This window comes from Dyella sp. 2HG41-7 (assembly GCF_021390675.1).
Taxonomy (GTDB): Bacteria; Pseudomonadota; Gammaproteobacteria; order Xanthomonadales; family Rhodanobacteraceae; genus Dyella_B.
Genome location: NZ_JAJEJV010000004.1, coordinates 733711 through 758071 on the forward strand (window position 1 = coordinate 733711; position 24361 = coordinate 758071).

The 24361-nt window shown below is 60.7% G+C and carries 22 protein-coding genes and 1 riboswitch; of the genes, 6 read left to right on the forward strand and 16 right to left on the reverse strand.

Going from position 1 to position 24361, the window contains the following annotated elements; genetic code table 11:
• Positions 1-255: 255 nt before the first annotated feature.
• From queF to L0U79_RS04770, 4 genes are all read right to left on the reverse strand, one after another.
• On the reverse strand, positions 256-1080 hold the full coding sequence (gene queF / locus L0U79_RS04755; protein WP_233840735.1) for an NADPH-dependent 7-cyano-7-deazaguanine reductase QueF: 825 nt from the start codon (positions 1078-1080) through the stop codon (positions 256-258).
• 68 nt (positions 1081-1148) lie between these two features.
• Entirely contained in the window at positions 1149-1583 is a 435-nt protein-coding gene (locus L0U79_RS04760; RefSeq protein WP_233840736.1) for a RidA family protein, read from the reverse strand.
• Positions 1549-2541 (reverse strand): aldo/keto reductase, encoded by a 993-nt coding sequence (locus tag L0U79_RS04765; RefSeq protein WP_233840737.1) that lies wholly within the window; start codon positions 2539-2541, stop codon positions 1549-1551. The genes L0U79_RS04760 and L0U79_RS04765 overlap by 35 nt, the downstream gene beginning before the upstream one ends.
• 61 nt (positions 2542-2602) lie before the next feature.
• Complete coding sequence (locus tag L0U79_RS04770) at positions 2603-3352, reverse strand: glutathione S-transferase family protein (protein ID WP_233840738.1); 750 nt, start codon at positions 3350-3352, stop codon at positions 2603-2605.
• Positions 3353-3559: 207 nt separating this feature from the next.
• On the opposite strand from L0U79_RS04770, the gene L0U79_RS04775 reads away from it, so the two are divergent.
• Together L0U79_RS04775 and L0U79_RS04780 are read left to right on the forward strand one after the other, a co-directional pair.
• A complete protein-coding gene (locus L0U79_RS04775) occupies positions 3560-5908 on the forward strand; it encodes a S9 family peptidase (protein ID WP_233840739.1) in 2349 nt (782 codons plus the stop codon).
• Between the two features lie 4 nt (positions 5909-5912).
• Complete coding sequence (locus L0U79_RS04780) at positions 5913-6878, forward strand: hypothetical protein (protein WP_233840740.1); 966 nt, start codon at positions 5913-5915, stop codon at positions 6876-6878.
• Positions 6879-6885: 7 nt separating this feature from the next.
• Here L0U79_RS04780 and L0U79_RS04785 read toward each other — a convergent pair whose 3' ends face one another.
• From L0U79_RS04785 to L0U79_RS04800, 4 genes are all read right to left on the reverse strand, one after another.
• On the reverse strand, positions 6886-8103 hold the full coding sequence (locus tag L0U79_RS04785; RefSeq protein ID WP_233840741.1) for an FtsX-like permease family protein: 1218 nt from the start codon (positions 8101-8103) through the stop codon (positions 6886-6888).
• A 7-nt stretch (positions 8104-8110) separates the two neighbouring features.
• Complete coding sequence (locus tag L0U79_RS04790) at positions 8111-9412, reverse strand: ABC transporter permease (protein WP_233840742.1); 1302 nt, start codon at positions 9410-9412, stop codon at positions 8111-8113.
• A gap of 132 nt (positions 9413-9544) precedes the next feature.
• Positions 9545-11467 carry a M56 family metallopeptidase gene (locus L0U79_RS04795; RefSeq protein WP_233840743.1) on the reverse strand — a complete coding sequence of 641 codons (1923 nt, stop codon included), beginning with the start codon at positions 11465-11467 and terminating at the stop codon, positions 9545-9547.
• A 1-nt stretch (position 11468) separates the two neighbouring features.
• A complete protein-coding gene (locus tag L0U79_RS04800; RefSeq protein WP_233840744.1) occupies positions 11469-11855 on the reverse strand; it encodes a BlaI/MecI/CopY family transcriptional regulator in 387 nt (128 codons plus the stop codon).
• Between the two features lie 214 nt (positions 11856-12069).
• Between L0U79_RS04800 and L0U79_RS04805 the strand changes: the two genes are divergently transcribed.
• Positions 12070-12711, forward strand: coding sequence for a DUF2076 family protein (locus L0U79_RS04805; protein WP_233840745.1), 642 nt, complete (start codon positions 12070-12072; stop codon positions 12709-12711).
• Positions 12712-12787: 76 nt separating this feature from the next.
• Here the strand turns inward: L0U79_RS04805 and L0U79_RS04810 are convergent, their stop codons facing one another.
• Together L0U79_RS04810 and L0U79_RS04815 are read right to left on the reverse strand one after the other, a co-directional pair.
• Positions 12788-13219 (reverse strand): GNAT family N-acetyltransferase, encoded by a 432-nt coding sequence (locus tag L0U79_RS04810; RefSeq protein ID WP_233840746.1) that lies wholly within the window; start codon positions 13217-13219, stop codon positions 12788-12790.
• A 14-nt stretch (positions 13220-13233) separates the two neighbouring features.
• Positions 13234-14193 (reverse strand): ribonucleotide-diphosphate reductase subunit beta, encoded by a 960-nt coding sequence (locus L0U79_RS04815; protein WP_233843833.1) that lies wholly within the window; start codon positions 14191-14193, stop codon positions 13234-13236.
• A 178-nt stretch (positions 14194-14371) separates the two neighbouring features.
• Here L0U79_RS04815 and L0U79_RS04820 point away from each other — a divergent pair, with 178 nt between their 5' ends.
• Positions 14372-14665, forward strand: a complete 294-nt coding sequence (locus tag L0U79_RS04820) for a GIY-YIG nuclease family protein (protein WP_233843834.1) — start codon at positions 14372-14374, stop codon at positions 14663-14665.
• 93 nt (positions 14666-14758) lie between these two features.
• Here the strand turns inward: L0U79_RS04820 and L0U79_RS04825 are convergent, their stop codons facing one another.
• On the reverse strand, positions 14759-17161 hold the full coding sequence (locus L0U79_RS04825) for a ribonucleoside-diphosphate reductase subunit alpha (protein WP_233843835.1): 2403 nt from the start codon (positions 17159-17161) through the stop codon (positions 14759-14761).
• Positions 17162-17448: 287 nt separating this feature from the next.
• A riboswitch (cobalamin riboswitch) is annotated at positions 17449-17658 on the reverse strand.
• 109 nt (positions 17659-17767) lie between these two features.
• Positions 17768-18064 carry a hypothetical protein gene (locus tag L0U79_RS04830; RefSeq protein ID WP_233840747.1) on the reverse strand — a complete coding sequence of 99 codons (297 nt, stop codon included), beginning with the start codon at positions 18062-18064 and terminating at the stop codon, positions 17768-17770.
• 100 nt (positions 18065-18164) lie between these two features.
• Here L0U79_RS04830 and L0U79_RS04835 point away from each other — a divergent pair, with 100 nt between their 5' ends.
• Entirely contained in the window at positions 18165-19373 is a 1209-nt protein-coding gene (locus L0U79_RS04835; RefSeq protein ID WP_233840748.1) for a glycoside hydrolase family 27 protein, read from the forward strand.
• Between the two features lie 51 nt (positions 19374-19424).
• Here L0U79_RS04835 and L0U79_RS04840 read toward each other — a convergent pair whose 3' ends face one another.
• From L0U79_RS04840 to L0U79_RS04855, 4 genes are all read right to left on the reverse strand, one after another.
• On the reverse strand, positions 19425-19805 hold the full coding sequence (locus L0U79_RS04840; RefSeq protein WP_233840749.1) for a peptidase C13: 381 nt from the start codon (positions 19803-19805) through the stop codon (positions 19425-19427).
• A gap of 84 nt (positions 19806-19889) precedes the next feature.
• Positions 19890-20999 carry a cell division protein ZapE gene (zapE, locus tag L0U79_RS04845; RefSeq protein ID WP_233840750.1) on the reverse strand — a complete coding sequence of 370 codons (1110 nt, stop codon included), beginning with the start codon at positions 20997-20999 and terminating at the stop codon, positions 19890-19892.
• A gap of 195 nt (positions 21000-21194) precedes the next feature.
• Positions 21195-21881, reverse strand: a complete 687-nt coding sequence (locus L0U79_RS04850) for an alpha/beta family hydrolase (RefSeq protein WP_233840751.1) — start codon at positions 21879-21881, stop codon at positions 21195-21197.
• A gap of 102 nt (positions 21882-21983) precedes the next feature.
• Positions 21984-22505 (reverse strand): c-type cytochrome, encoded by a 522-nt coding sequence (locus tag L0U79_RS04855; RefSeq protein WP_233840752.1) that lies wholly within the window; start codon positions 22503-22505, stop codon positions 21984-21986.
• Positions 22506-22979: 474 nt separating this feature from the next.
• Here L0U79_RS04855 and L0U79_RS04860 point away from each other — a divergent pair, with 474 nt between their 5' ends.
• Positions 22980-24236: an efflux RND transporter periplasmic adaptor subunit gene (locus L0U79_RS04860; RefSeq protein ID WP_233840753.1), complete on the forward strand. Its 1257-nt coding sequence runs from the start codon at positions 22980-22982 to the stop codon at positions 24234-24236.
• Positions 24237-24361 lie beyond the last annotated feature (125 nt).

Below are 24361 nucleotides of genomic sequence, written 5' to 3' on the forward strand. Positions count from 1 at the left end.
GCACGGGCGTCACCGGTTCTATCCGTTCGCAGACCACAGGGTCATCGGCGAAGGCAGACTGGCTGTCTGTCGAGACGATGGGCCGAAGGGATGCGGACGGATAGAACCGGCCCGAAGGGTGATGTTCAGAAGGCTCGCAGGCTGCGCCGCGCGTCTTGAACAGACGGCCAGTCTGCCCTGCGCCGCGCAACACACCCTGCGAGCCTTCTGAACATCATGCCGCCCGCGCAGAATTGATCAGAGCATACTCCGGGATTACTGGCGCACTGCGCGAGAGTTGCCCGGCAAGGCGGCATCCGTACTCCGGAACGGGTTGATATCCAACCCACCCCGACGGGTGTAGCGAGCATAGACACTCAAACGCTGCGGCGCGCAGCGCTTCATCACATCCACGAAGATGCGCTCCACGCACTGCTCGTGGAATTCATTGTGGGTGCGGAACGACACCAGGTAACGCAGTAATCCTTCACGATCGATCGGCGCACCGCGATAAGCGATCTGCACGCTGCCCCAGTCGGGTTGCCCGGTGACGGGGCAATTGGAGCGGAGCAGATCGGAGACCAAGGTTTCTTCCACGATCTCTGCATCCGAGTTCGCGTGCAGGTAATCGGCCTTGGGCGGACCGTAGTCGTCGATGGCGACGGGCAGCTCGTCAATGGATTCGCCAGCCAGGTCGGCAAACGTGTGCTGCGCCACGCGTGGCGCGCGAATCGTCACGTTCACCACCGCGCCCGCGACGCGCGTGAGATCTTGCTGCAACAGCGCGCGCAATGCGGCCACGTTCGCCAGCGGTTCCTGCGCGAAACCGTTGAGATACAGCTTGAACGATTTGGACTCGATGATATTCGGCGAATTCGCCGGCACATGGAATTCCGCCACGCCCACCATCGGTTTGCCATGCATATCCAGCCACGACAATTCGTAGGCGTTCCAGATATCCACGCCTTGGAAGGGCAGCGGTTCGCGCACGCCGATTTCGTCGCGCTTGGCTTGGCGCGGAATCGGAAACAGCAGCGTGGGGTCGTAACGATCGGCGTAAGCGGTGTGCTTGCCGAGCGGGGAGTGTTCGGGGGTGGTCATCCAATAATTGTAATACGCGAGGTCCAATCCCCTCTCCCCTCCGGGGAGAGGGAGTCGTGGTGCGATGATCAATCCCTGCAAAGCGCCACCGCCTCCACCTCCAGCCATACCGAAGGATGGAACAGCTTGCTCACCTGCACCGCCGAACCGGCCGCCGCATCGTCGGCGGCGATGTATTCGTTGCGGACCTCTCGATAAACCGGCAAATCGCGGGCGATATCCACGAAAAAAGCCGTCAGTTTCACGATCCGGTCGAACCCGCTGCCGCCAGCGAGCAGCACTTCGCCCAGATTCTCGAAGACCTGCTCGGCCTGCGCCCGAAAATCGCCGACGCCGACCAGCTCTCCGCCCGGACCCAGGGGAACTTGTCCCGAGACAAACAACACGTTCCCAACCCGGGTCGCGGCGCAGAGGCCGGGTATCGCAAAAACCGTTTCCGGTTGTATGCGCCTGATCGTGTCCACGGAATCACTTGACGACGTGTGCCATACCTTGCGGAGCATACCGCTCTCCGGCCACGGCTTCCGGCGGGAAAATGCGGTCGATCGATTCGAGCTCGTTCTTGTCCAGGCGCACCTTGAGCGCGCCGAGATTTTCATCCAGACGCGCGCTACGACGGGTGCCCGGAATCGGCACGATGTCGTCGCCTTGGGCCAGCACCCACGCCAAGGCCAGTTGCGCCGGCGTGCAGCCTTTTTCCGCAGCCAGCGTTTCCACTTGCTTCACCAACATCAGATTGCGCGCGAAATTTTCGCCCTGAAAACGCGGATTGGTGCGGCGGAAATCGTCATCGTCGAAATCTTCCGGCTTGGTGATGGCGCCGGTGAGAAAACCGCGGCCCAGCGGCGAATACGCGACGAACGCAATGCCGAGTTTGCGGCACATCGCTAACGATCCGTTTTCTTCCGGATCGCGCGTCCACAATGAAAGCTCGCTCTGAAGCGCAGAGATCGGATGCACGGTGCTGGCGCGCTCGATGGTTTGCGCGGACGCTTCGGACAGGCCTAGATAACGCACCTTGCCCGCCGTCACCAGTTCCGCCATCGCGCCGATGGTTTCTTCAATCGGCACGCTAGTATCTACGCGGTGCTGGTAATACAGGTCGATATGATCGACGCCCAGTCGCTTCAGACTGCTGTCGCAACTGTTGCGCACGTATTCCGGCCGGCCGTTGACGCCGCGTTTGGTCGGGTCCGACGGATCGCGCATGATGCCGAACTTGGTCGCGATAAACGCCTGGTCGCGACGCCCTTTGATGGCTTTGCCGACCAGTTCTTCGTTGATGTAAGGACCGTACATGTCGGCCGTGTCGAGCAAGGAGACGCCGAGGTCGAGCGCATGCTGAATCGTCGCGATGGATTCGGCGTCGTCGCGCGCGCCGTAAAAATCGCTCATACCCATGCATCCGAGACCGATGGCGGAAACAATGGGGCCATTTTTGCCGAGCGTGCGTGTTTCCATGAAAATCTCGCGGGAGAGAGTGGGGACTATTTATTTTGAAATAGTCGCTGCATAAGCGAAGTCAACCCCGCGGCAGTCCGTGTTTTGCGATCAGGGTGCCCATCGTTTCGCAGGTCAGCGGCGCGCCCGCCGCCGCCAGCGCATCGCGTTGTTGCGCAAGCGGAATGCGCAGCATAGCGTCTTCCAGTCGCGCCAATTTCTGAAACGACGGCAACGCAAGCGTCCGTTCGACCAGCGACGCGGTGCGCGGCCATCGTGCGGGATCGACGACATAGCGCACGAACGAAGCGGTGCGGAAATAACAGGCAATGCTGATGTCGGCGATGGACAACGCGCCGAAGATAAAGCCGTCTTCCGGCAATTGCGTTTCCAGATAATCCAGCGCGGCGGGAATTTCCACGTCGCGCGCACGTTGCACGATGCTTTCATCGGCTTGTTCTTGAAACACGTGGCGACGAACGGCGACTTGATAGAACATCCGCCAGATCAACACATCCGCCAGATGCGTATCGGCGTATTCCTCCAGCCAGCGCGCCTTGGCGCGATCGGCCACGTCGACGGGATAAAGCGAGGGCGTGGGGTGCTTGTCTTCCAGATATTGGCAAATGACGGACGAGTCGTTGAGGATCAGGTCGCCGTCGATCAGCACCGGGATGCGCCGCAACGGACTCAATCGGCTGAATTCGTCATTGCCGACGAAGGGTGCGATCGGGTCGACCTCATAGTCGAGCCCTTTCAACTCCAGGCATACCAAAGCCTTGCGTACATAGGGCGACACATAGTTGCCGATCACGGTTAGACGCATGGACATGATCAATCTCCGAATCAGGCGGCCACCAAGGGCGGCACGGCGGTGGGGACGGCGCGCTACACAATAGAACGCCATGCTGCGTTCGCACAGTCTTGCAAGGACCTTTGGCAGGGGTGGCCGGGCGCGCCGGGCATTACGATCAAAGGTTGTGACACGATTTTGGGGGAGGCCGCCGTCGCGGCCGCTCGTTTTTCATTGGGAGCAAACATGCATTCGATAAACGGCAGGTCGCGTCTTTACGGCGCGCTGGTGTGCGGGCTGCTGGGCCTGGCATCGATTCCTGGCGGCGCGATGGCCGAAGGCCGCACGCTCACGGCGCAAGACTATGCGCAAGCTGAAAAGTACATGGTGTACAACACCATGCCGCTGGTGGATCACGCCGTGGTAATGGTGCATTGGATGGATGGCACGCACTTCTGGTACGTCGATCACGACGCCAAAGGCGACCATTACAAGCGTATGGACGCCACCAACGGCAAGGCCGAGCCGCTGTTCGACCAGGCGAAACTGGCTGCAGCGCTGACCAAGGCCGGCGACAAGAACGTCAAGGCCGACAAGCTCCACGTCATGGATTTTCGCGTCGCCGCCGACGGGCGCGACGACATTGTCGTAGGCGGCAAGCACTACTTGTGCGATCTGAAGAAAGCCGGCGATTGCCAGGACCAGGCCAAGCTGGTGAAAACCGGCAAGGAACCCGGCGTGTTGTCGCCCGATCGCAAGCAAGAAGCCTTTATCCGCAACTGGAACCTGTGGGTGCGCGACGTCGCCACCGGCAAGGAAACGCAGCTGACCACCGATGGTGTGGAAAATTTCGGCTACGCCACCGACAACGCTGGCTGGAAGCACTCTGACGAAGCGATTCTCGAATGGTCGCCGGACTCCAAGCAGATCGCGACGTTCCAACAGGATCAGCGCAAAGACGGCGACATGTACACGGTCACCACCAAGGTCGGCCACCCGGAATTGGAGGCGTGGAAATACCCCATGCCAGGCGATAAAGACATCACCATGATCGAGCGCGTGATCATCGATGTGCCCGCGCGCAAAGTCGTGCGTGTGAAGATGGATCCGGATCAACACCGCTCCAGCTTGTGCGACGACGTCAGCTGCGGCCGCAATGGCGGCTGGGACGATGTGAAGTGGGCGAAGGACGGCAAGACGCTCGCGTTCGTATCCACCTCGCGCGATCACAAGCACGAAACCTTCCGCATCGCCGATGCGAAAACCGGTGAAGTACGCACGGTGTTCCACGAAGACGTCGCCACGTATTACGAAAGCGGCAACGGCGAAGTGAACTGGCGTTACCTGCCCAATGCGAACGAAGCGATCTGGTTTAGCGAGCGCAACGATTGGGGCAATTTGTATCTCTACGATCTGAGCAACGGTCAGGTTAAGCACGCCGTCACCACGGGCGAAGGCAACGTCACCGAAGTGCTGAAGGTCGACGATAAAACGCGCACGGTGTGGTTCCGTGGCGTCGGTCGTACGCCGGGCGTCAATCCGTATTACCAGCAATTCTGGAAGGTGAGCCTGGACGGCGGTCAGCCGGTGCTGCTCTCGCCGGAATCGGCCGATCACACGATCACCATGTCCGACGACGGCAAATACTTCGTCGACAGTTACTCTACGGTCGACAAGCCGCCGGTTACGGTGCTGCGCGATGCGAACGACGGCCACACCATCGCCACCGTCGCCAAGACGGATATTTCGCGCCTGACCGCTACGGGTTGGCAGCCGCCGGAACAGATCGTGGTGAAGGCGCGCGACGGTAAAACCGATTTGTACGGATTGATGTACAAGCCCACGCATTTCGATGCGAGCAAGAAGTACCCGATCATCGATTACATCTATCCGGGTCCGCAGACCGGATCGGTCGACAGCTTTGGTTTTGAGCTGGGATATGCCAACAATCAGTCGATGGCGGAGCTGGGCTTTATCGTCGTCGCCATCGACGGCATGGGCACGCCGTGGCGTTCGAAGACCTTCCACGACGTGTGGTACGGCAAGATGGGCGACAACACGTTGCCGGATCAAGTCGCCGCGATCAAAGAACTCGGCCAGCGCTATGCGTGGATCGACGTCAATCGCGTCGGTATCTGGGGTCACTCCGGCGGCGGCAATGCGACGGCGGATGCGCTATTCAGCTATCCGGACTTCTTCAAAGTGGGTTGGGCTGAAAGCGGCAACCACGACAATCGCGAATACGAAGACGATTGGGGCGAAAAGTGGCAGGCGCTGTTGGTCACCAACAAAGACGGCACGACCAACTACGACAATCAGGCCAACCAAGACATCGCCAAGAACCTCAAAGGTCGCTTGATGCTGGTGCACGGCTCGATCGACGACAACGTGCCGCCGTACAGCACCATGCTGGTGATCGATGCGTTGATCAAGGCCAACAAGAACTTCGACATGTTGCTTATCCCGAACGTGCATCACGGCTATGCGGCGGCCACGCCGTACGCCACGCGTCGTCGCTGGGATTACTTCGTGACGAATCTGGCTGGCGATACCCCGCCGAACGAGTACGCGCTGAAGCCTTGGCCGTGGCGTTAATCTGATGGTCGCGAGCAGCAGGGCACGCGTTTTGGCGCTGCTGCTCGCAAGCTTGGCGCCTGCGTTACATGCGCAGGCGCCATCCATCAGCACATCGTTTACCCGTTTCTGGTCTGACGCTGAAGGCAAGCCCTTCGAGCAACAGCAACAGGCCTGGGATCACGATATCGAAACGCCCCGTCGCGATATCTACGACGCGGTGGTTTGGGAAAAACAGCACGATCCCTACTGGCAGGCGCGCCGACAGATCTGGCTGCGTAGGCGGTTTACGCGATATCCCGCTTTGGCTGCGGATATCCCTGCAGAAGTTCGCTCATTGCAGGATGCGGTCGCGAAACAATCTGTGCGCTTCAAATCATTGTTTCCCGATGCCGATACGCATCCACCGGTGACGATCCTGCTTGCGCCGAACTTCGATGCGAAGAGCGGCGTACTCGCCAACGGCAAACCGGTGTTGGCGTTCGCAGCGGACACCTTGCTGATGGAACACGCCAATCTCGATATCGTGGTGCCGCACGAACTTTTTCATCTTTATCACGCGCAGCATGCCGGTATTCGCAACGATGGGGTGATGCCGGATGCGGAGCTCACGTTGCCGTTGTTCGAAGAAGGTTTGGCAACGTATGTCAGCGGATTGTTGGCTCCCGGGCACGCCGATGGCGAATTGTTGCTGCAGGACAATCTGGGTCACATTCCTCAAGAAAAATTGCCCGAGATCGCGCAACGCTTTCTTGCGGACGCGCATGCCAAGGTCATCGACGTCCAGCATCCGGAGATGTTTTCGCGCTGGTTCAACGCAGCGCCGAAACCCTATCAATCCGGTGTGCCGAACCGCACGGGTTATTGGCTAGGCTTGCAGGTGATACGCCAATTGCGTCATCGCTATTCGTTGGTGGAGATCGCATCGTGGTCGCCGGCACAAGCGCAAACGCACACGCTCGACGCGCTGCGCGAGATGTCGGGTAAATAAGCCGCGTTCAAGCATTGCGTACGGCGACAACCGGTTGCACCGCCGCGGCGCGCAGCGCCGGACCCACGACGGCGAGTTGCCCGAGCAGCCACGATGCCAATGCGCCGGCCAGCAGATAAAGCGCAGGCAATCGCGGCAGTTCGTAGTGCGCCATCAGCACCAGATTCAGCGCATAGGCGAGCAGGCAGCCGGGCAGCACGCCGGCCGTGACGATCAGGAAATTCTCGGTCTGGAAATAACGCAAGATGTCATGGCGGCTGGCGCCCACGGCTCTGCGAATACCAATGGAGCGCCTGCGTTGCTGCACCCAGAAACTCGCCAAGCCGGCAATGCCCAACGCGGTCACGAAAAGCAGGCACGTTGCGGCGGCAATCAGCAGCCCGATCATCGTACGGTCGTGGCGAAAGTAATCGGAGCGAAGTTGGGTAAAGGTCTGCGGATAGCGAAGGATGCGATCGCCATCGAGCCGATTCAGCGCATCCGCCGCTTGCTTGAGCACGCGTTCGCGATCTTGCGGCGCTGTGCGCAAGACATAGGTGATGCCGTTCGAATCCGGCAGCATCGGCAGCAGCGTCGCGAATTCGTTTTCGCCGTCGTCGCTCAATCGCGGTTGCAGCAGATGATCGACGACACCGACGATGCGCACCGGCTTTTCGGAAGGGTAAATCACCTTGCCGAGCGGATCCTGGCCAGGAAACAGTTTGTCGGCCAGCGCGCGGGTCACGATGGCGACGGATATGCGATCCAGGCCATTCCAGTCCTGCCCGCTGCCGACGGGTAGGTACTCGCTATCCAGAAAGTCTCGGCCCTCCACCAGATGCAAGCCCAGTGTGGCGAGTTCGCCCGGCGTGCCGTTGTAAGCGGAGGCGATAGCGCGCGCGGGCGCATCGGGCACTAGCGAGATGCCGTTGCGCCAATCCATATGGCTGAAGGGCAGGGAGTCCACCGCCACCGCTGTTTTCACACCCGGTATTTGTCGTAGCGCCGCGACGTCGGCGTTATGTCGTGTCAGCGCCTGCGTCTGTTCTTTGAGATCCGTATTTTCGATCATCACCAGTTCGTCTTCGGCGACGCCGCTCGGCAAGCGCAGTTGCGCTACGCGATGCACGATCATAAACGCCACATTGCAGACGATGGCGCAAGTCAGACCGACTTGAAGCGCGAGCAACAGCGCGGTGAGTTTATGCCGCGTAAGGCTCGCGATAAGGGGCGGAAGTTTGAACATGGCGACCTCACTGAGTTTTCATATGCAGAGCGGGCATCACGTTGCAGGCTCGCCACGCGGGCAGCAGCGCGGCAAGCACGCTGGCCACAACGGCAAGCGCGAATGTGCCGAGCAGCATCGCGACATCCATATGCGCCAATTGCGCGTAGCCATCCGGTTGTCGGCGGATGCTCCATAAACCGAGTTCGGCGATAACCAACCCAAGCGCGCCGCCCGCGAAACCGACCACGGCCGATTCGATGCCAAGCTGCAGAAAGATGTCGCGCCGACGTGCGCCTAGTGCGCGGCGCACGCTGATTTCATTGCTGCGTCGAAGAAACTTGGCGAGCAACAAGGCGATGATGTTGACCATGCACACGCCGAGGAATGCGAGCGCAAGCCACAGTTGCATGCGCAGGTCGTCCGGAACCACGCGCTGATTGGCGAGCCAGTCCATCAAGCCGTAAAGCTGCGCATCGACGGGGCGGGGAAAGCGGCCGTGCGCCTTTTGATCGCGCCAATAGTCGTTGAGGTAAGTGCGATAAGCACGGACGTCGCTTGCGCTATCCAGCTGCACCCAGAACTGCAACCAAGTGCAGTGATCGCTGGTGCGTGCGTCGCCGTTGCTGCCCCAGCAGGCCATACGGCCGCCAGCGTCGAGTTTCAATTCCTGCGCCGTTTGCAAAGGCAGTAAGAACTGATCCGCGCGACCGAATGCGCGATCGTCGATTTGCGCGTAAAACGTGGGTTGCGGCTGCCAATTGCCCAATACGCCGATCACGCGAAAGTCGGTGTCTTTGAGGCGCATCGTGCGGCCGACGGCGGGCGCCGTGCCGAACAGTTTGCGACGAAGCTCCTCGCTGATCACGATGACGCGCGCATGCGCTTGATCGTCCTGTGCCGTCCAGCCAGAGCCTTCGCGTAGCGGTACGCCAAACATGGGAAAGAAATCGGAGGTAACGAAATGTCCAAATTCGAAGAACGGATGCTCGGCGCTCTGCGCCGGACGAATCGGTAAAACGCCCGCCACCATGGCGGCTTGCCGCTTTGCGCGCGCCGCTTTCAGAAGGTTCATCGCATCCACCCATGTCATATCGGCGTACGCGATGTTGTTTTTCGATTTCTCGTGATCGAGTGGAAACGGATCGATCAAAGGCACAAACAACTGCCCACTGCGATCGGGTAACGGATCGCCCGACATCATGTGCATAACAGTGATCATCGTCATGCTTGCGCCGATCCCCAGGCCGATCGCGGCAATCATCAACGCGGTGATGACTCGGCTGCGACGAAGGCTGTGAACGGCAAGCGTGAGGTAATACCCGAACATGACATCGCTCCGTGAAAGCGGGATAAAAAGACGCACGATCCCTGCCGCCCAGCAATGCGGGCGGTTGTCGGCTAGCTGCTTTGCGTGATGCGGGAGAAAGAGGTAAAGCCGATCGTGCTTTACCTCTTTGTCTTAAAGATGCGCGGGTTGCGCCAGGCCGCGCGCCTGCGCGTCTTTCACAACTTCGTCCAGTTGTCGATCGGCCTCTTCCGTGGCGCGCTTTTGTTGCGCCGACATATCTTCCTGGCGCATGGAAAGATCGCGTTGCTGCTGTGACAGCGCTTCGCTCATTTGCTGAATTTTCTGATGCTCGCGATTGATCGCAGCTTGCTCGGCATCCATGCCCGCCATTTGGCCTTGCTCCAGAGCGGCTTGTTCCTGCCGATCCGAGGTAGCGGCGTTTTGCAGTGAAGCGCGTTGCGCGTCGAGGTTGGCGCGACGCGACGCGAGTTGCGCTTCGCGATCTGCCAGTGCGCCCTCTCGTGCGGCCAGTCCGGCTTGGCGACCCGCCAATTCGCCTTGCTTTCCTGCAAGTTCGCCCTGTGCGCGCGCTAGCTGATTGAGTGGCGCGTACGCTTCCTTGGCTTCGTGAATCAGTTTGGCGTCGCGCACGACATACGCCTTCTGGCCGTTGCGAATCCAGAGCATCGCATCGTTTTGCTTGCGCAGACGTTGTGCGTTGGCGACATCGATGTCGCTGCCGCTGATCATCACCGAGTCGCCATCGAACAGTGCAATGCCACGTGCCGCGTTTGCGTTGGTGTCGATGTCGATGTGGTGCGCGCCGCGTCCCGCGTCGTGAATGACCAGCGCATCGGGCGTAGGTGGTGTCGGCGGCGTTGGAGGCGTCGGCGGTGTGGCGGGCGTACGCGGTGTCGGCGGCGTGATGGGCGTCGGCGGCGTCACGGGTGTGGGCGGTGTGGCCGGTGTTGGCGGCGTGGCAGGCGTCGCAAACGACTGCGGCGTGGACGCGAACACGAAAGCGGTTGTTGGCGGAGCCGTCGACTGCGATGCGGCATCGCCGGCGGTCACGCGATAAGGAAGAATGCCCACCGCAGCAATCGCCGCAACGAGCAGCCAACTGCGCACGCGCGGCGTGCCGTCGTTCACACTTTGCTGCAGCATGATCAATCGCCTCTTTAAATGGAGGAAGGTCGACGACGCGCCGGCAAGACTGGAATGCATCGGATCTACCACGCCCAGGCGCACCAGCAGATGCCCGTAGTGTTGGGGCGTTGCGTCGTGACGCTGCAGCACCTGCGCGTCGCACGCAGCTTCGCGGTACACCGCGTACTCGCGCATCGCCCACACGACCATCGGATGAAAAAAGAACAGGCGCTGCGCGACAGCGGGTATCCAGCCCAGCCACAAATCGCCGCGTCGGACATGCGCCAGCTCGTGCGCGATCGCCATCGACAATTCGTCCGACGACAACGTTTGTTCGGCGGGCAATAGCACGACGGGGCGCCAAAGACCGCTGACTTGCGGCGAGACGATCGCATCGGAGACACGCAGTGCCGGTATGCGACGCATGCCGAGCGCGCGCGCCTGATTCGAGTAAAGGGTCTGCAATGCGGCGCTTTCCGACGGTTTTGCTTCGCGCAGCAAGGCATGGCTTTCGAACCATTCCCGTGCGGTCAGCACGATCTGCAGCACGACAAAGGACAGCCACAGCAACACCAGCGCTTCCGACCACGACCACGCGGACGTCGCCACGTGCGACGCAGATGCGCTGCCGAACGCTGCCGTCGCGGACAGCGCGCGGGGAACGTAGGCAGGGTTGGTGGCGTGCACGTACTCGACGGCGACATGCGCCGAACTGTCCACGGCCACCGGTGCGGGCGTCAGCCATCGCAATTGCACCGGCGTTTTCACGGCCATGCCAAGCACGAGTTGCGCGGCGACGAGCCACCACAACATGCAACGAATCGAAGGCGCCAGCCGCGGCACGTAGCGCATCAACAACCACAATCCCGCGATCAGCACGGTCGCTTGCGCCGTGGTCCAGATCAGGCGTGACAACAGCGTGTCGGCGAGAGGGATCAAGGTATCCATATCAAGCATCCTTGCGCCTGGATTGCAGTTGCGCGACCAGCGCCTCGAGCTCGGCCAATTCGTTATCGCTGACGTCCGCCTTCTGCGACATCCACGCGACGAACGGCGAGAGCGAACCGGACAACGTCTTCTCGACAAACTGACCCACGGCATTGTTCAACGCTTCGCCCGGTCCCGTCGCGGTGGTGTAGCGATAGACGCCTTCCACATGGCGGCGTTTCAGATACGACTTCGCGCGCAAGCGCTCCATCATCGTCAACACGGTGGAGCGCGCCAGGCCACGCGACTCGCCGAAATCGGCGGCCACTTCGCCCACCGACGCGTGTTCGTGTTCGGCCAGGTAATGCAGGAGCGCGAGCTCCTGGTCGCCGATCGAGGGTTTGGTCATGATGGTGCACTCGCCTGACTACAGTTGTAGTCAACGCTACGCCATGACTACGCCTGTAGTCAATAGGCCTTTCGACCGCCGAAACTGAATGCGCTCCCGTCTGAGCGCCAAGGGACATAGCACGAAGGTCACCCCTTGAGGTCACACAAGCTGCGCATACTTTCTTCGATGCCTGCATCGTGCCGGCGCCCTTAGCAGTCCAACGGATATCCCCATGACTCCCCAGGAACAAACTCTTCTCGACGATTTCCTTCAGCGCCTGGCCGCCGTCAACGGCGTGGCCAAGGACGCGCAGGCCGATGCGCTGATTCACCAGCGCCTGGCCGGTCAGCCCGATGCGTTGTACTTGCTCGTGCAACGCAGCTTGTTGCAACAGCACGCGCTGGACGCAGCCAAGGCGCAAATTGCGCAGTTGCAAGCGAAAGCGGCGGGCCAACAGGGCGGCGGCAGTTTCCTCGGCGGACAGCCTTCCGCATGGGGCTCGGCGCCGCCGCCGATGCCGCAACAGCAAGCGGCCCCAACCTGGCGCGATCGTTTGTTCGGCGGCAGCAGCGCGCCCGCGCCGCAAAGCGCCGCGCCGAGTTTCCTGCAAAGCGCCGCAACCACGGCTGCCGGTGTCGCCGGCGGCATGTTCCTGTTCGACGGCATTGAAAGCCTGCTCGGCGGTCATCATGGCGGCGGACTCTTCGGCGGCGGCTTCGGCGGCCAGCCCGAAGTGATCGAAAACGTCACCGAAAACAATTTCTACGACGACGGCAACGCGTCGAACGGCGGCGGTCAGGATTTCACCAACACTGATTTCGACGACAACAACTTCGACGGCGGCGGATTCGACGACGACAGCAGCTGGACGTGAATCACCGATCGCAACGCCCATAACGCAAACAGCCTCCATCGCGGAGGCTGTTTTGTTTTGCAACGACGCAAACGCGTTAAGCGTCGAGCTGCTTGCTAAAGAAGATGCGGTAATTGCCCGGCGGATCGCTGGGAATCGATCCCATCTCCACCCAGCCGTTTTTCTTGTAGAACTCAGGCGCCTGAAACGTATTGGTGTGCAACAAGCCGTGGCGGCAGCCGCGACGTACCGCTTCCTCTTCGGCCATGCGCAACACGCGGCTACCCAAGCCCGTGCCGCGCAGCGATTCGGCCACGAAAAACACCTCGACAAACAACATCCCGCGCGACGTGCGGCCCGTAAGCCCGCCTAGCACGTCGCCGGTTTCGGGATCTTTCACCAGCACGGCGAGCGCGCGTTGATCGTCGATGCGCGTGGCAGCCAGATTGAACTGACTCAACTGCGCGCGAACCGACAGCACATCGGCAGGGTCCGGCGTATCGGTAAGAATGACAAGCGGCATGTTCATGACGACAGATTGCATCAGAACGCCATGTCGAACGCCACCTCTCCCTCCACGCCCACCTGATAGGCCGACACGCGCCGCTCGAAAAAGTTGGTGACTTCCTGCACGTCCTGCAGGTCCATAAAGTCGAACGGGTTCTTGGCGCCGTACTTCTTCGGCAGATCGAGCTGGGCGAGGCGTTGATCGGCGCAATATTCCAGGTATTGGCGCATATCCTTCACCGACAAGCCGGCCACGCCGCCGGAAAGCACGTCTTCGGCAAACTGCGTTTCGCAGGCGATGGCTTCTTCCAGCATGGCTTCGACATCTGCACGCATCGCGTCGTCGAACAAATCCGGATCTTGCGCGCGCACGGTGCGCACCACGGAAAAAGCGAACGCCATATGACCCGATTCGTCGCGGAACACCCAATTGGTGCCCGACGCCAAGCCATGCAGCAGTCCGCGCGAGCGCAGGAAATACACGTACGCAAACGCGGCAAAGAAAAACAGCCCTTCGATGCAGGCCGCGAAACAGATCAGGTTCAGCAGAAACTGACGGCGCTGCTCGCGCGTTTCCAGTCGCCGCAAGTCCTGGACGGAGTCGATCCACTTAAAGCAGAACGCACCTTTCTGCTTGATCGACGGAATGTTTTCGATCGCGGCAAACGCTTTATTGCGCTCGTTCGGATCGGGGATGTAAGTGTCCAGCAACGTGAGATAGAACTGCACATGCAGCGCTTCTTCGAACAACTGGCGCGACAAATACATGCGCGCTTCCGGCGCGTTGATGTGCTGATAAAGGTTCAACACCAGGTTGTTCGCGACGATGGTGTCGCCCGTAGCGAAGAATGCCACTAAACGATGGATCAGGTGACGATCCGCATCCGTCATCTTCGACTTGAGGTCGGTGACGTCGAGCGAAAAATCCACTTCTTCCACCGTCCAGGTGTTTTTGATCGCGTTGCGATACATCTCGTAGAACTCGGGGTAGCGCATCGGGCGCAGGGTGAGTTCGAAGCCGGGGTCGAGGATGTGTTGGGGTTGCGAGGCGTTCAACGTGATGTCCTCAGGAAATTTTGTAGGAAGTCGCTGGGTCCGGGCTTTCGCCGGGACGACGAGTGTGAGGGGTGTTGGAGGATTTGCCGGAAGCAAATGGATGCCGAAAATCGTCATCATGAGATCGCGGCAACCCAGTGTTTATATACTTGCTAGTAGACGGAACGGTGTTTTGTACGTCGGGGTAACCTCGGATCTGGTTCAACGAGTGTGGCAACATCGTTCTGGCTTTATTTCGAGCTTCACGAGAGCTCACGCTGCATATTGCCTCGTCTGGTATGAGCTGCACGAAACGATGGAATCAGCGATAAGCCGCGAGAAGTTATTGAAGAAGTGGCATCGCCAATGGAAGTTAGAACTCGTTGAGCGTTTCAATCCGTACTGGAACGACCTTTATCCAACCTTGCTTTAAACCCGTCGCCCCGGCGAAGGCCGGGGCCTAGTGTCTTTTGCTCGTCTGTAACTGAAGTCGCTGGGCCCCGGCTTTCGCCGGGGCGACGAGACTTTATTGGCAAGCCTCGCAGTACTCGGGATTTTCGAGAGAACAGAACACGGCGGCCGTCGCTTCATCCTGCGCGCTGGGCGCAAGCACAGCAGTCGCCGACGCAGTCACCGTCGTCTTCGCTATCTTCGTCGCCGGACGCGAGCGCAAGTAATACGTCGTTTTGACGCCAGACTTCCACGCGTACATGTACATCGAGCTCAGCTGCCCAATGTTCGGGTTCTCCATAAACAAATTCAGCGACTGGCTTTGATCGATATACGCACCGCGTGCGGCGGCCAAGTCGATCAACACTTTCTGCGGCAACTCCCACACGGTGCGATAGATTGAGCGCAGGCGTTCCGGAATCGCGGCGATGTTCTGGATCGAACCTTCCGCAAGCTTGATCGCGTCGCGGACTTCGGGCGTCCACAATCCCAATGTTTTCAGCTCTTCCACCAGGTAGCGATTCACTACCAGAAAGTCGCCCGACAAGGTCTCGCGCTTGAACAGGTTGCTGACTTGCGGCTCGATGCATTCGTAGCAGCCGGCAATGGACGCGATGGTTGCGGTGGGCGCAATGGCGATCAGCAGCGAGTTGCGCAAGCCATTCGTTTTGATCGCGTCGCGCAACGCGTCCCAGCGAGCGGTGTCGTGCGGCGTTGCGGCTTTCCAGTAGTCGAACTGCAATTCGCCGTGGGCCGCGCGGGTTTCGGCAAAGCCCGGGTGCGCGCCGCTTTGCTCGGCTAAGGCGTTCGATTGCGCCAACGCGTTGTAGTAGATCTCTTCGGCGATGCGCGTGGAAAGCGCTAGCGCTTCGGCCGAATCGAAAGGTAGGCGCAGCTTGAAGAACACATCCTGCAAGCCCATCACACCCAGGCCCACCGGGCGCCATTTGCGATTGGCCGTCGCGGCTGTGTCGATCGGATAGAAGTTCAGATCGATCACACGATCGAGCTGCCGCACCGCGGTGCGCACGGTGGTGGCGAGTTTGGCGAAATCGAACGCGCCATCCACGACATGGCGGGAGAGGTTGATTGAGCCGAGATTGCAAACCGCGGTTTCACCGGCGTTGGTGACTTCCAGAATCTCGGTGCACAGATTCGAGAGATGAATGACGTTCTCAGGCTTTGCCGTCTGATTGCTGGTGGCGTTGCTGCGATCCTTGAAAGTCATCCAGCCGTTGCCGGTCTGCGCCAGCGTGCGCAACATGCGTGCATACAGTTCGCGTGCCTTGACCGTTTTGACCGCCAAACCTTCGGCTTCCGCCTTGTGGTAGGCGCGTTCGAAGGTTTCGCCCCAGGTGTCCACGAAATGCGGCACGACTTTGGGATCGAACAGCGACCAGTTGCCGTCGTGCTCGACGCGGCGCATGAATTCGTCGGGAATCCAGTTGGCGAGGTTGAGGTTGTGCGTGCGGCGCGCTTCATCGCCGGTGTTATCGCGCAGTTCCAGAAACTCTTCGATATCCGCGTGCCACGGTTCCAGATACACGCACGCCGCGCCTTTGCGCTTGCCACCTTGATTCACGGCGGCGACGGACGCATCCAGCGTTTTTAGCCACGGCACCAAACCGTTCGAGTGTCCGTTGGTGCCTTTGATCAGCGAACCGCGCGAGCGCACGCGCGAATATGCCAAGCCGATACCACCGGCGAATTTGCTGAGCTTGGCGACGTCGCCGTACTTCTCGTAAATCGATTCCAACGAATCCTGCGGCGAATCGAGCAGGAAGCACGAACTCAACTGTTCGTGCGCCGTACCGGCGTTGAAAAGCGTCGGCGAGCTGGCGATGTACTCTAGCGAGGAGAACAAACGATACAGCTCCAGCGTCTCGGCGATATCGTTGCCGCCGAGCGCACAGGCGATACGCATAAAAAAATACGGCGGTGTTTCGATCACCTTGCGCAATTGCGGATGACGCAACAGATAGCGGTCGTAGACCGTACGCAAACCGAAGTATTCAAAGCGGCGCGTGGCGAGCGGATCGATCGCGTCGTTGAGCTTGCGCGCATTGGCCATCACGAAATCGCGCAAACGCTCATTGGCGATGCCCAGTTCCGCGCCACGCGCGATGGATTGCGAAAAACTCTGGATTTCCTGGCCGCTCACTTCCTTGTCGATAAAGGCGCTGAGCAGGCGCGCGGCGAGCTGGCCGTATTCGGGTTCTTCCGCGGTCAAGGCTGCGGAGGTGCGAATGGAAAGCTGATCGAGCTCTTGCGTGCTGGCGCCGTCGTACAAGCCGCCGATGGTTTTCAGCGCGACGCGCAACGGATCGACGCCGTGCAAACCTTCCGCGCTGCGCGTGACGGCGCGCACGATCTTGTTGACGTCGACGACTTCGTGTCGGCCGTTGCGCTTGGTGACGCGCATCTGGCCGGGGTTGTGCGGGGGCGTGAGGGCGAACGGTGTTTCGGCAGTGGCGGACATCGTGAGGTTCGTGTTCGTGGCGTCGGCGGAAAACGCGGACGTGTCAGCGCGAACGTCGTTACGCTCGCGCGATTCGGTATCGATAGGCTGCATGGTGGGCGCTCCGGCTATGGAGCCTGTCCAGGCCGGACGCATCCGGTTGAAGAGGACAGACTCCTAGGTCTCAACCGCCTGCTCCCGCGCGCAGGGCTGATGTGGCGGTTTGCGCGGTCGATCGCCCGACACGGGTAAGACATCCGCGTCGTGCGACATACCTCCCCGCGGAGGCCGTCACGAGCGGCATGACATTCCGGTCATGCCGTGTCGGCAGGTCTTCGGACTTGCGGATGTGAGCCTTGCGGCCCGCCTACTCACCCTGCTTCCCGGCCGGCGAAGGCCAGTGCGTCATTGGGCTTTGGTCTCCGCTTACCGCTGCGGGGCAGTTCCGGATTCCCACCGGATTCCCGAGTCGCCCTCAGATTGCTCCGATTGCGACGACCGACGAGCACAACATATCGGGGTAGTCGGGATCGGTCAACCCAATAACTTGTGGATAAGCCGGTGGATAAGCGGCGTGGCGCCAAGCCGGATGCGGCTTAAAAATTTTTTGATCAAGACGGGTCGCGGCTACTTTGCGATCGCCACGATGATCGCCGCCCACATCAACACCAACCCGGCGGCGAAGCTTCGACGCGCCGGCGCGATCCGTTCGACGGCGCCGTCGGCGATCGGCGTGGTCGCGATCCAGATCGTGGCGCCCAGGGCGATGAAACTGAGAAAGGCCAGGCACACCACCATGATGTCGCGCGCGCTCCACGGCGTGGGTTCGTGCACGCCCCAGTAACCGAGAAAGGCCATTCCCATCGCCGACATCGTGGCGGACGCGGAGCACAGCCCGACAACCGAACCCGTTGGTGCGCGCATGCGGCGACTCCCGGTAGATATGCCCAAAGATCGTAACGCAACACATGACACAAGCTCCGTGTCGGCTATGCTCCGACGCTTGTCGATAAGGAGCGAAGCGATGAGCCAGCGCAGTCGAGCCGTAACACGGTGGTTGGTGTTGTTGAGCATGCTGATGATGCCGTGGTTCGCGACGGCCGCGCCATCCGACGCTGCAACGCTCGCGCGCACGCCCCCGATGGGCTGGAACAGCTGGAATCATTTCGGCCCCGATGTCACCGACGCGGACATTCGCCACGCCGCTGATGCGATGGTGAGCAGCGGTATGGCGAAAGCCGGTTATCAGTACGTGATCATCGACGACGGCTGGCAAGGCGAGCGCGATGCGCAAGGCGTCTTGCATCCGAACAAGAAATTTCCAGACATGAAAGCGCTGGCCGATTACGTGCACAGCAAAGGCTTGAAGTTCGGCATCTACTCCTCGCCTGGCGAACAAACCTGCGGCGGCTTCACCGGCAGCTACGGACATGAAGCGCAAGACGCGAAGTTGTTCGCCAGCTGGGGCGTGGACTATCTCAAATACGATCTGTGCAGCTTCCACAAACATATGGAAGGTAAAAGCGAAGCCGAGCAGACGGCGATGATGAAATCGGCGTATCGCCTGATGCATCAATCGCTGGCGGCCACCGGCCGTCCGATCGTGTACGCGCTGTGCAGTTATGGCTGGGGACGCGTGTGGTCGTGGGGCGCCGAGGTCGGCGCCAATCTGTGGCGCTCCACCGACGATATTCAAGCCAATTACGACAGCATGATGTTCAACGCGAATGCGCAGCTAGGCTTGCAGCGTTTCGCCGGACCCGGTCACTGGAACGACGCGGACATGCTGGAAATCGGCAACAAGGGTATGGATACGCAAGCGACCGAACGCACGCATATGAGTTTGTGGGCATTGCTCGCGGCGCCGCTGATCGCCGGCAACGATCTCTTCACGATGGATGCCACGACGCGCGACGTGCTCACCAATCCCGAAGTGCTTGCCGTCAATCAAGATGCGCTCGGCAAAGCCGGCCGCCGCGTGATGCAAGAAGGACCGATCCAACTTTGGATGCGTCCGCTGGCCGACGGCACCATGGCCGTAGGTTTGTTCAATACGCTCAATCACGATTTGAGCGCGACGGTGGATTTCAAAGCGCTGGGATTGCACGGCGAGGTGACTGCACGCGATTTGTGGGCGCAGCGCGATCTCGGTGAGATCGACGACAAGCATGTGTTCAGCGTGCCGTCCCTCGGCGTGGTGATGCTGAAACTGGGCAAGTCATCCACGCCGTAATGCATCGATGCAGCGCGCGACACAACGTCGGCGCTGCATGTTTTCGCGCGCTTACATGCTCACATCGATCTCGATCGGATAATTCGTCGATCCGGTCTGCTTGGGCGGCGCGGGAAAGGTCCAGTTCGAGAATTGACCGGCCAGACATTTGGCGACTGGCGTCGGTGCGCGCACTTCCACATTCAGCGGACGGCCGTCGGGCGAAATATCCGCCACTAGCGTAAACGGCGATTTATCCGCGGGTGCGTTGCTGGCGAGGCAGCCTTTGAGCGTATCCGTCATCGGATTGCCGGTCTTGGCCCAGAATTGCTTTTGATAGGCGGGGCCGGTGGCGCTCGCTTCCAACATCTTGGCGCGCTGCACGCGTTCGTTGAAGGTGTCGGGCGCGGCGGGTGCGCCGGCGAGCAAAGCAATAGCGAAGACAGTCAGCATCGAGAGCTCCCGAATCCAGGCGTAAGCGGCACGGTAACAGCATGCAAGAACGCGGAACAGCGCGCGCGTCGAGCGCCGATGCGCTTACTCGGGCCGATGCGCAAGCCCCAGATATTCTTCGCTTTGCATTTCGATCAGCCGCGATTCCGTGCGACCGAATTCCGCGCGCAGTCGCTCGCCATCGTACAGCTCGGTGATCGGCGCGCCGGCGGAAAGAATCAGCTTGACGTGGCGGTCGTAGAACTCGTCTACCAATTGCACGAAACGTTTGGCGGGATCTTCGCTGTAGATGGTGAATTGCGGCACGTTGGAAAGAATGATTTCCGGCGCCGTTTTGGCGAGCGCGATGTAGTCGGCGACCGCGCGCGGACCGTCGCAAAGCGCGGCGAAGTCGAACCACAGGATATTGCCGGCGCGCTTGCGCACCGGAATCGGGCGATCGTTGATCACGATGTCGCCGCCGTCGACCACATTGCCTTGCGCTTGGCTGGAAAAGATTCGCGTCAACGCACGCTCCGCTTCAAGACCGGGCGGCGTGTGATATACCGGCGCGTGCGTCAGCGCGCGCAATCGCCAGTCGTGCGCGGAAATCATTTCCACTACATGGCAATGCTGGTTGATGGAGGCGATCGCCGGCAAAAAGCGCGCACGTTGCAGGCCGTCCTTATAAAGATTGTCCGGCGCGGTGTTCGAAGTCGTGACCAAGGAGACGCCGCGCGCGAACAGCGCTTCCATCAGATTGGCCAGGATCATCGCATCGCCGATGTCGTTGACCAGAAACTCGTCCAGGCAAAGCACGCGGCAGCGCGCGGCAATGTTCGCGGCGACTTCGACCAGCGGATCCTGACGTTCGCCCAGATCGCGCAATTGTTCGTGCACTTCGCCCATAAAGCGATGGAAGTGGCGTCGAAGCGCGACGCCGTGCGGCAAGCTCGCAGCGAACAGATCCATCAGAAATGTTTTGCCGCGTCCCACGCTTCCCCATAGATACAAACCCGGAACGGCGCGACGTTCTTCGGCGCCAAGCAACGACTTTAGACGGCCAAACAAGCCGTTGCCGTTTTCATTGACAGCGCACAGCGCCGCTTGCATGCGGTCCAATTCCGGCAGCACGGCAAGCTGCGCGGGGTCGGAGCTCCAGCGGTGAGCGGCAACGCCTTCTTGATAACGTGCGCTGGGCGAAATTTCAGCCATCGTCTGTAAACCTTGAAGCTAGCGAACTATTTCCTCTCCCTTCTGGGGAGAGGGTTAGGGTGAGGGGTCAATCTTGCGAAGAAATGTCGAGCGCTGTGATTGCAGAAAACATTCTTCGTGTTGTTGTGGTCATGGCAAGCGCGGCCCCTCACCCCAACCCTCTCCCCGGAGGGGAGAGGGAGTGAAAGAAGGGCATCAATCGCGCGCGGGCGGCAGATAATCCAACACCCAATGCTTCACGACGCCGCGCAAATCCATCAGGCGTCGATGAAAGAAATGTCCCGTCTCGGGCATGCGAGTCAACTCGGGCGGATGTTCGAGGCTGTCGACCCAATCGAACACCGACTGCGGCTCCACCACTTCGTCTTCTTCGCCCATCACGACCAACCACGGGCAGGTGGGTAACGCCAGTGTTTCGTGCGACCAGCGGCCGACCGGTGGCGCGATGCTGATCAAGGCGTCGGCTTTCATCTTCACGGCGTTGCGCAAGGTGACATAGCTGCCGAAGGAAAAGCCCGCCAGCCACAGCACGTCGTTCGGGCGCACTTTGCGCACCCATGCGACCACGGCGGTGAGGTCGTCGCTTTCGCCGCGGCCATTGTCGTATTCACCGGCCGATTCGCCGCCGCTGCGGAAATTGAAGCGCAGCGTGTCCAAGCCGCTTTCGCGCAGGCTGCGTTCCAGCATGGTCACCACTTTGTTGCGCATGGTGCCGCCATCTTTGGTATTGGGATGGCAGATCACTACGACGCCGCGGCGCGCGTCCGCACGCTCTGCCACATCGCTGATGGCTTCGAGCTGGCCGACGGGGCCTTGCAGGGTGAATTCGGTGAGTGCGTCCGGAAATTCGGACGGATCGGCGGTGGGGGCGGTGGACGTCATGACGCCCATGATAGCGGGCCGGCATGGCGCACGTTCTTGTGGCCCGCGTTCCAAACAAAAACGCCGCCCGGAGGCGGCGTTGTCGGCGAAGCGAAATCCGGCTTATTTCGCCTGATTCACGATCCAGGTGACGGCCGCTTTCACCTGCGCATCGGTCAGCGCCGGATTACCGCCCTTGGCTGGCATGTTGTTGCCGTCCGGGCCTTTATAGCCATCGGTGGCGTGCTTGATCAGCGTATCCAGGCCTTCGGCAATACGCGGCGCCCACATCGCCTTGTTGCCCAGCACGGGCGCACCCGCGACGCCGGCGGTGTGGCAGCTGTGGCAAAGGTTGTCGTAGATGGTCTTGCCGTCGGTGGTGCCGCCGTAAGCGACCTGCGCGGCGGCTGCTTTGGCGGCGGCATCCTGCGCGGCCAACATGGCGGCGCGACCGGTGTTGCCTGCATAGACCGCACCGTTAGGGGCCATGCTGGCGGAAAGTTGTTGCGCGGCGTTCGGGTCGGTTTCCTTCGGCTCGTGCTCGTAGATCGTCCATGCGGTGAAGATCAGGACCAGGGTCAGTATGCCGAGACCGGCGATAAGCAACGAAAACTGATGCAGGAAGCTCTGGTCGGATTTGCTCATGGAACCGCTCACGCATGTACTCCAGTCATCGAATGATTAATCTGGAAAGCCGTCACGTCCCCCGTGACCGCCTCGCCGCCCCCAGGCGACCATGCCGTGGCAAATCGGAACAATCCGGCCGCCACGGGCACGAAGCCTCGGAGTATAGACGAAGCCCACAACAAGTTGAGGTACCGCGTCGCAGGGTCGCAAGCGGCTTGCAATGGCGTTCGTGTACGCCATCGTCAATAAGGCAGGTCGGCGCCACCTTGCAGACAGGCGGTCATGCTTCGCTGTTACGCTTGGCAGTTGAGGTGCGCCAACGTGCGTGGAGCGCTTCACGGACCCTGCCATCGGTCATAAGGCACCTGTGTCAACTGGCATTGTCCAACGTCGTTAAGCAGCCCCTATGCTTGTTCCACTGATGTAGGGCAAGAAAGCATCGTTTGTGTCGGCGGGGTCGGGAGGCTCCGCCGTCTATTCCAGGAGTTTCACATGTCGCGTTTTTGGAAGATCGCGTTGATCGTGATCGCCGTGCTTGTGGTGGGCGGGGTCGCATTCCGCTTGCTGCATAAACCAGGACAGACGGCCGGGGCAGGGCGCCACGGCGGTCAGGCGGCCGGTCAAAACGGCGGCCCGGGTGGCGCCAACGGTCAGGACAACACGCCCGTGCCGGTGACGGTCGAACCCACGGTGAAGCAGGCCGTGCCGGTCTATCTCACCGCCATCGGAACGGTGACCGCGCTCAACAACGTGACGATCAACCCGCAGGTCGGCGGCCAGCTTTGGGCGATCAATTTCAAAGAAGGCCAAGCTGTGCACAAGGGCGACGTGATCGCCCAGATCGATCCGCGCACGTATCAGGCTGCGTACGATCAGGCGGTAGCGAAGCAGAAGCAGGACGAAGCATCGCTCGCCACGGCCAACAGCACCTTGGATCGCAATCAGAAGTTGGTCGCCAACGGTTACGTCGCGGCGTTGAACATCGACACGTACCGCAACAACGTCAATCAGCTCAGAGCAACGGTGATTGCCGACGAAGCCGCCGCGCGTTCGGCCAAAGTGCAGCTCGACTTCACCAAGATCATTTCGCCGATCGATGGCGTGGCCGGCATTCGCCAGGTCGATCCGGGCAACGTGGTCACCACCACCACCGCGATCGTCACGCTCACGCAGGTGCAGCCGATCTATGTGCTCTTCACGCTGCCGGAGCAAAACCTCGAGGCGGTGCACGATTCGTTCCAGAACGGCGCGGAGAAATTGGAAGTGATCGCGCTCGATCGCGCCGACGCGCATCCGCTCGACACCACCGGCACGCTGGAAGTGGTCGATAACTTGATCGACACGTCCACCGGCACGTTCAAGCTGCGCGCTATCTTCAGCAATCCCAAGAGCACGCTGTGGCCCGGTCAATTCGTGAACGTGCGCCTGCGCGTGCGCACGGTCGCTGGCGGTCTGGTGATTCCGGCGCAGGCAGTGCAGCGCGGTCCCGATGGCGATTTCGTCTACAAGCTGAAACCGGATCAGACGGTGGCGATGCAAGCCGTCGCGGTGGCAGGCGAAGTGGGCGATAGCCACGTGATGGTCAGCAAGGGCCTGGACGAAGGCGACCAAGTGGTCACCGAAGGCCAGTTCCGTCTGAAGCCCGGCAGCAAGGTGCAAGCGCTGAAACCCGGCGAAGTGCCCGCAGCGCCGAGCCCCACGGATGCGGACAAGAAGAAATCGAAGCGCCGCGGCGGCTCCGATTCCTGATCAAACGCAATGAAGTCGACACGAGGCATGAATAGCACGAGCGCGACAACGCATTACCTCCACACACCGACGATGCGTCGCGGTGTGTGGGCGACGTTGTCCGTCCGCGCCACGTCCTCGGTCCC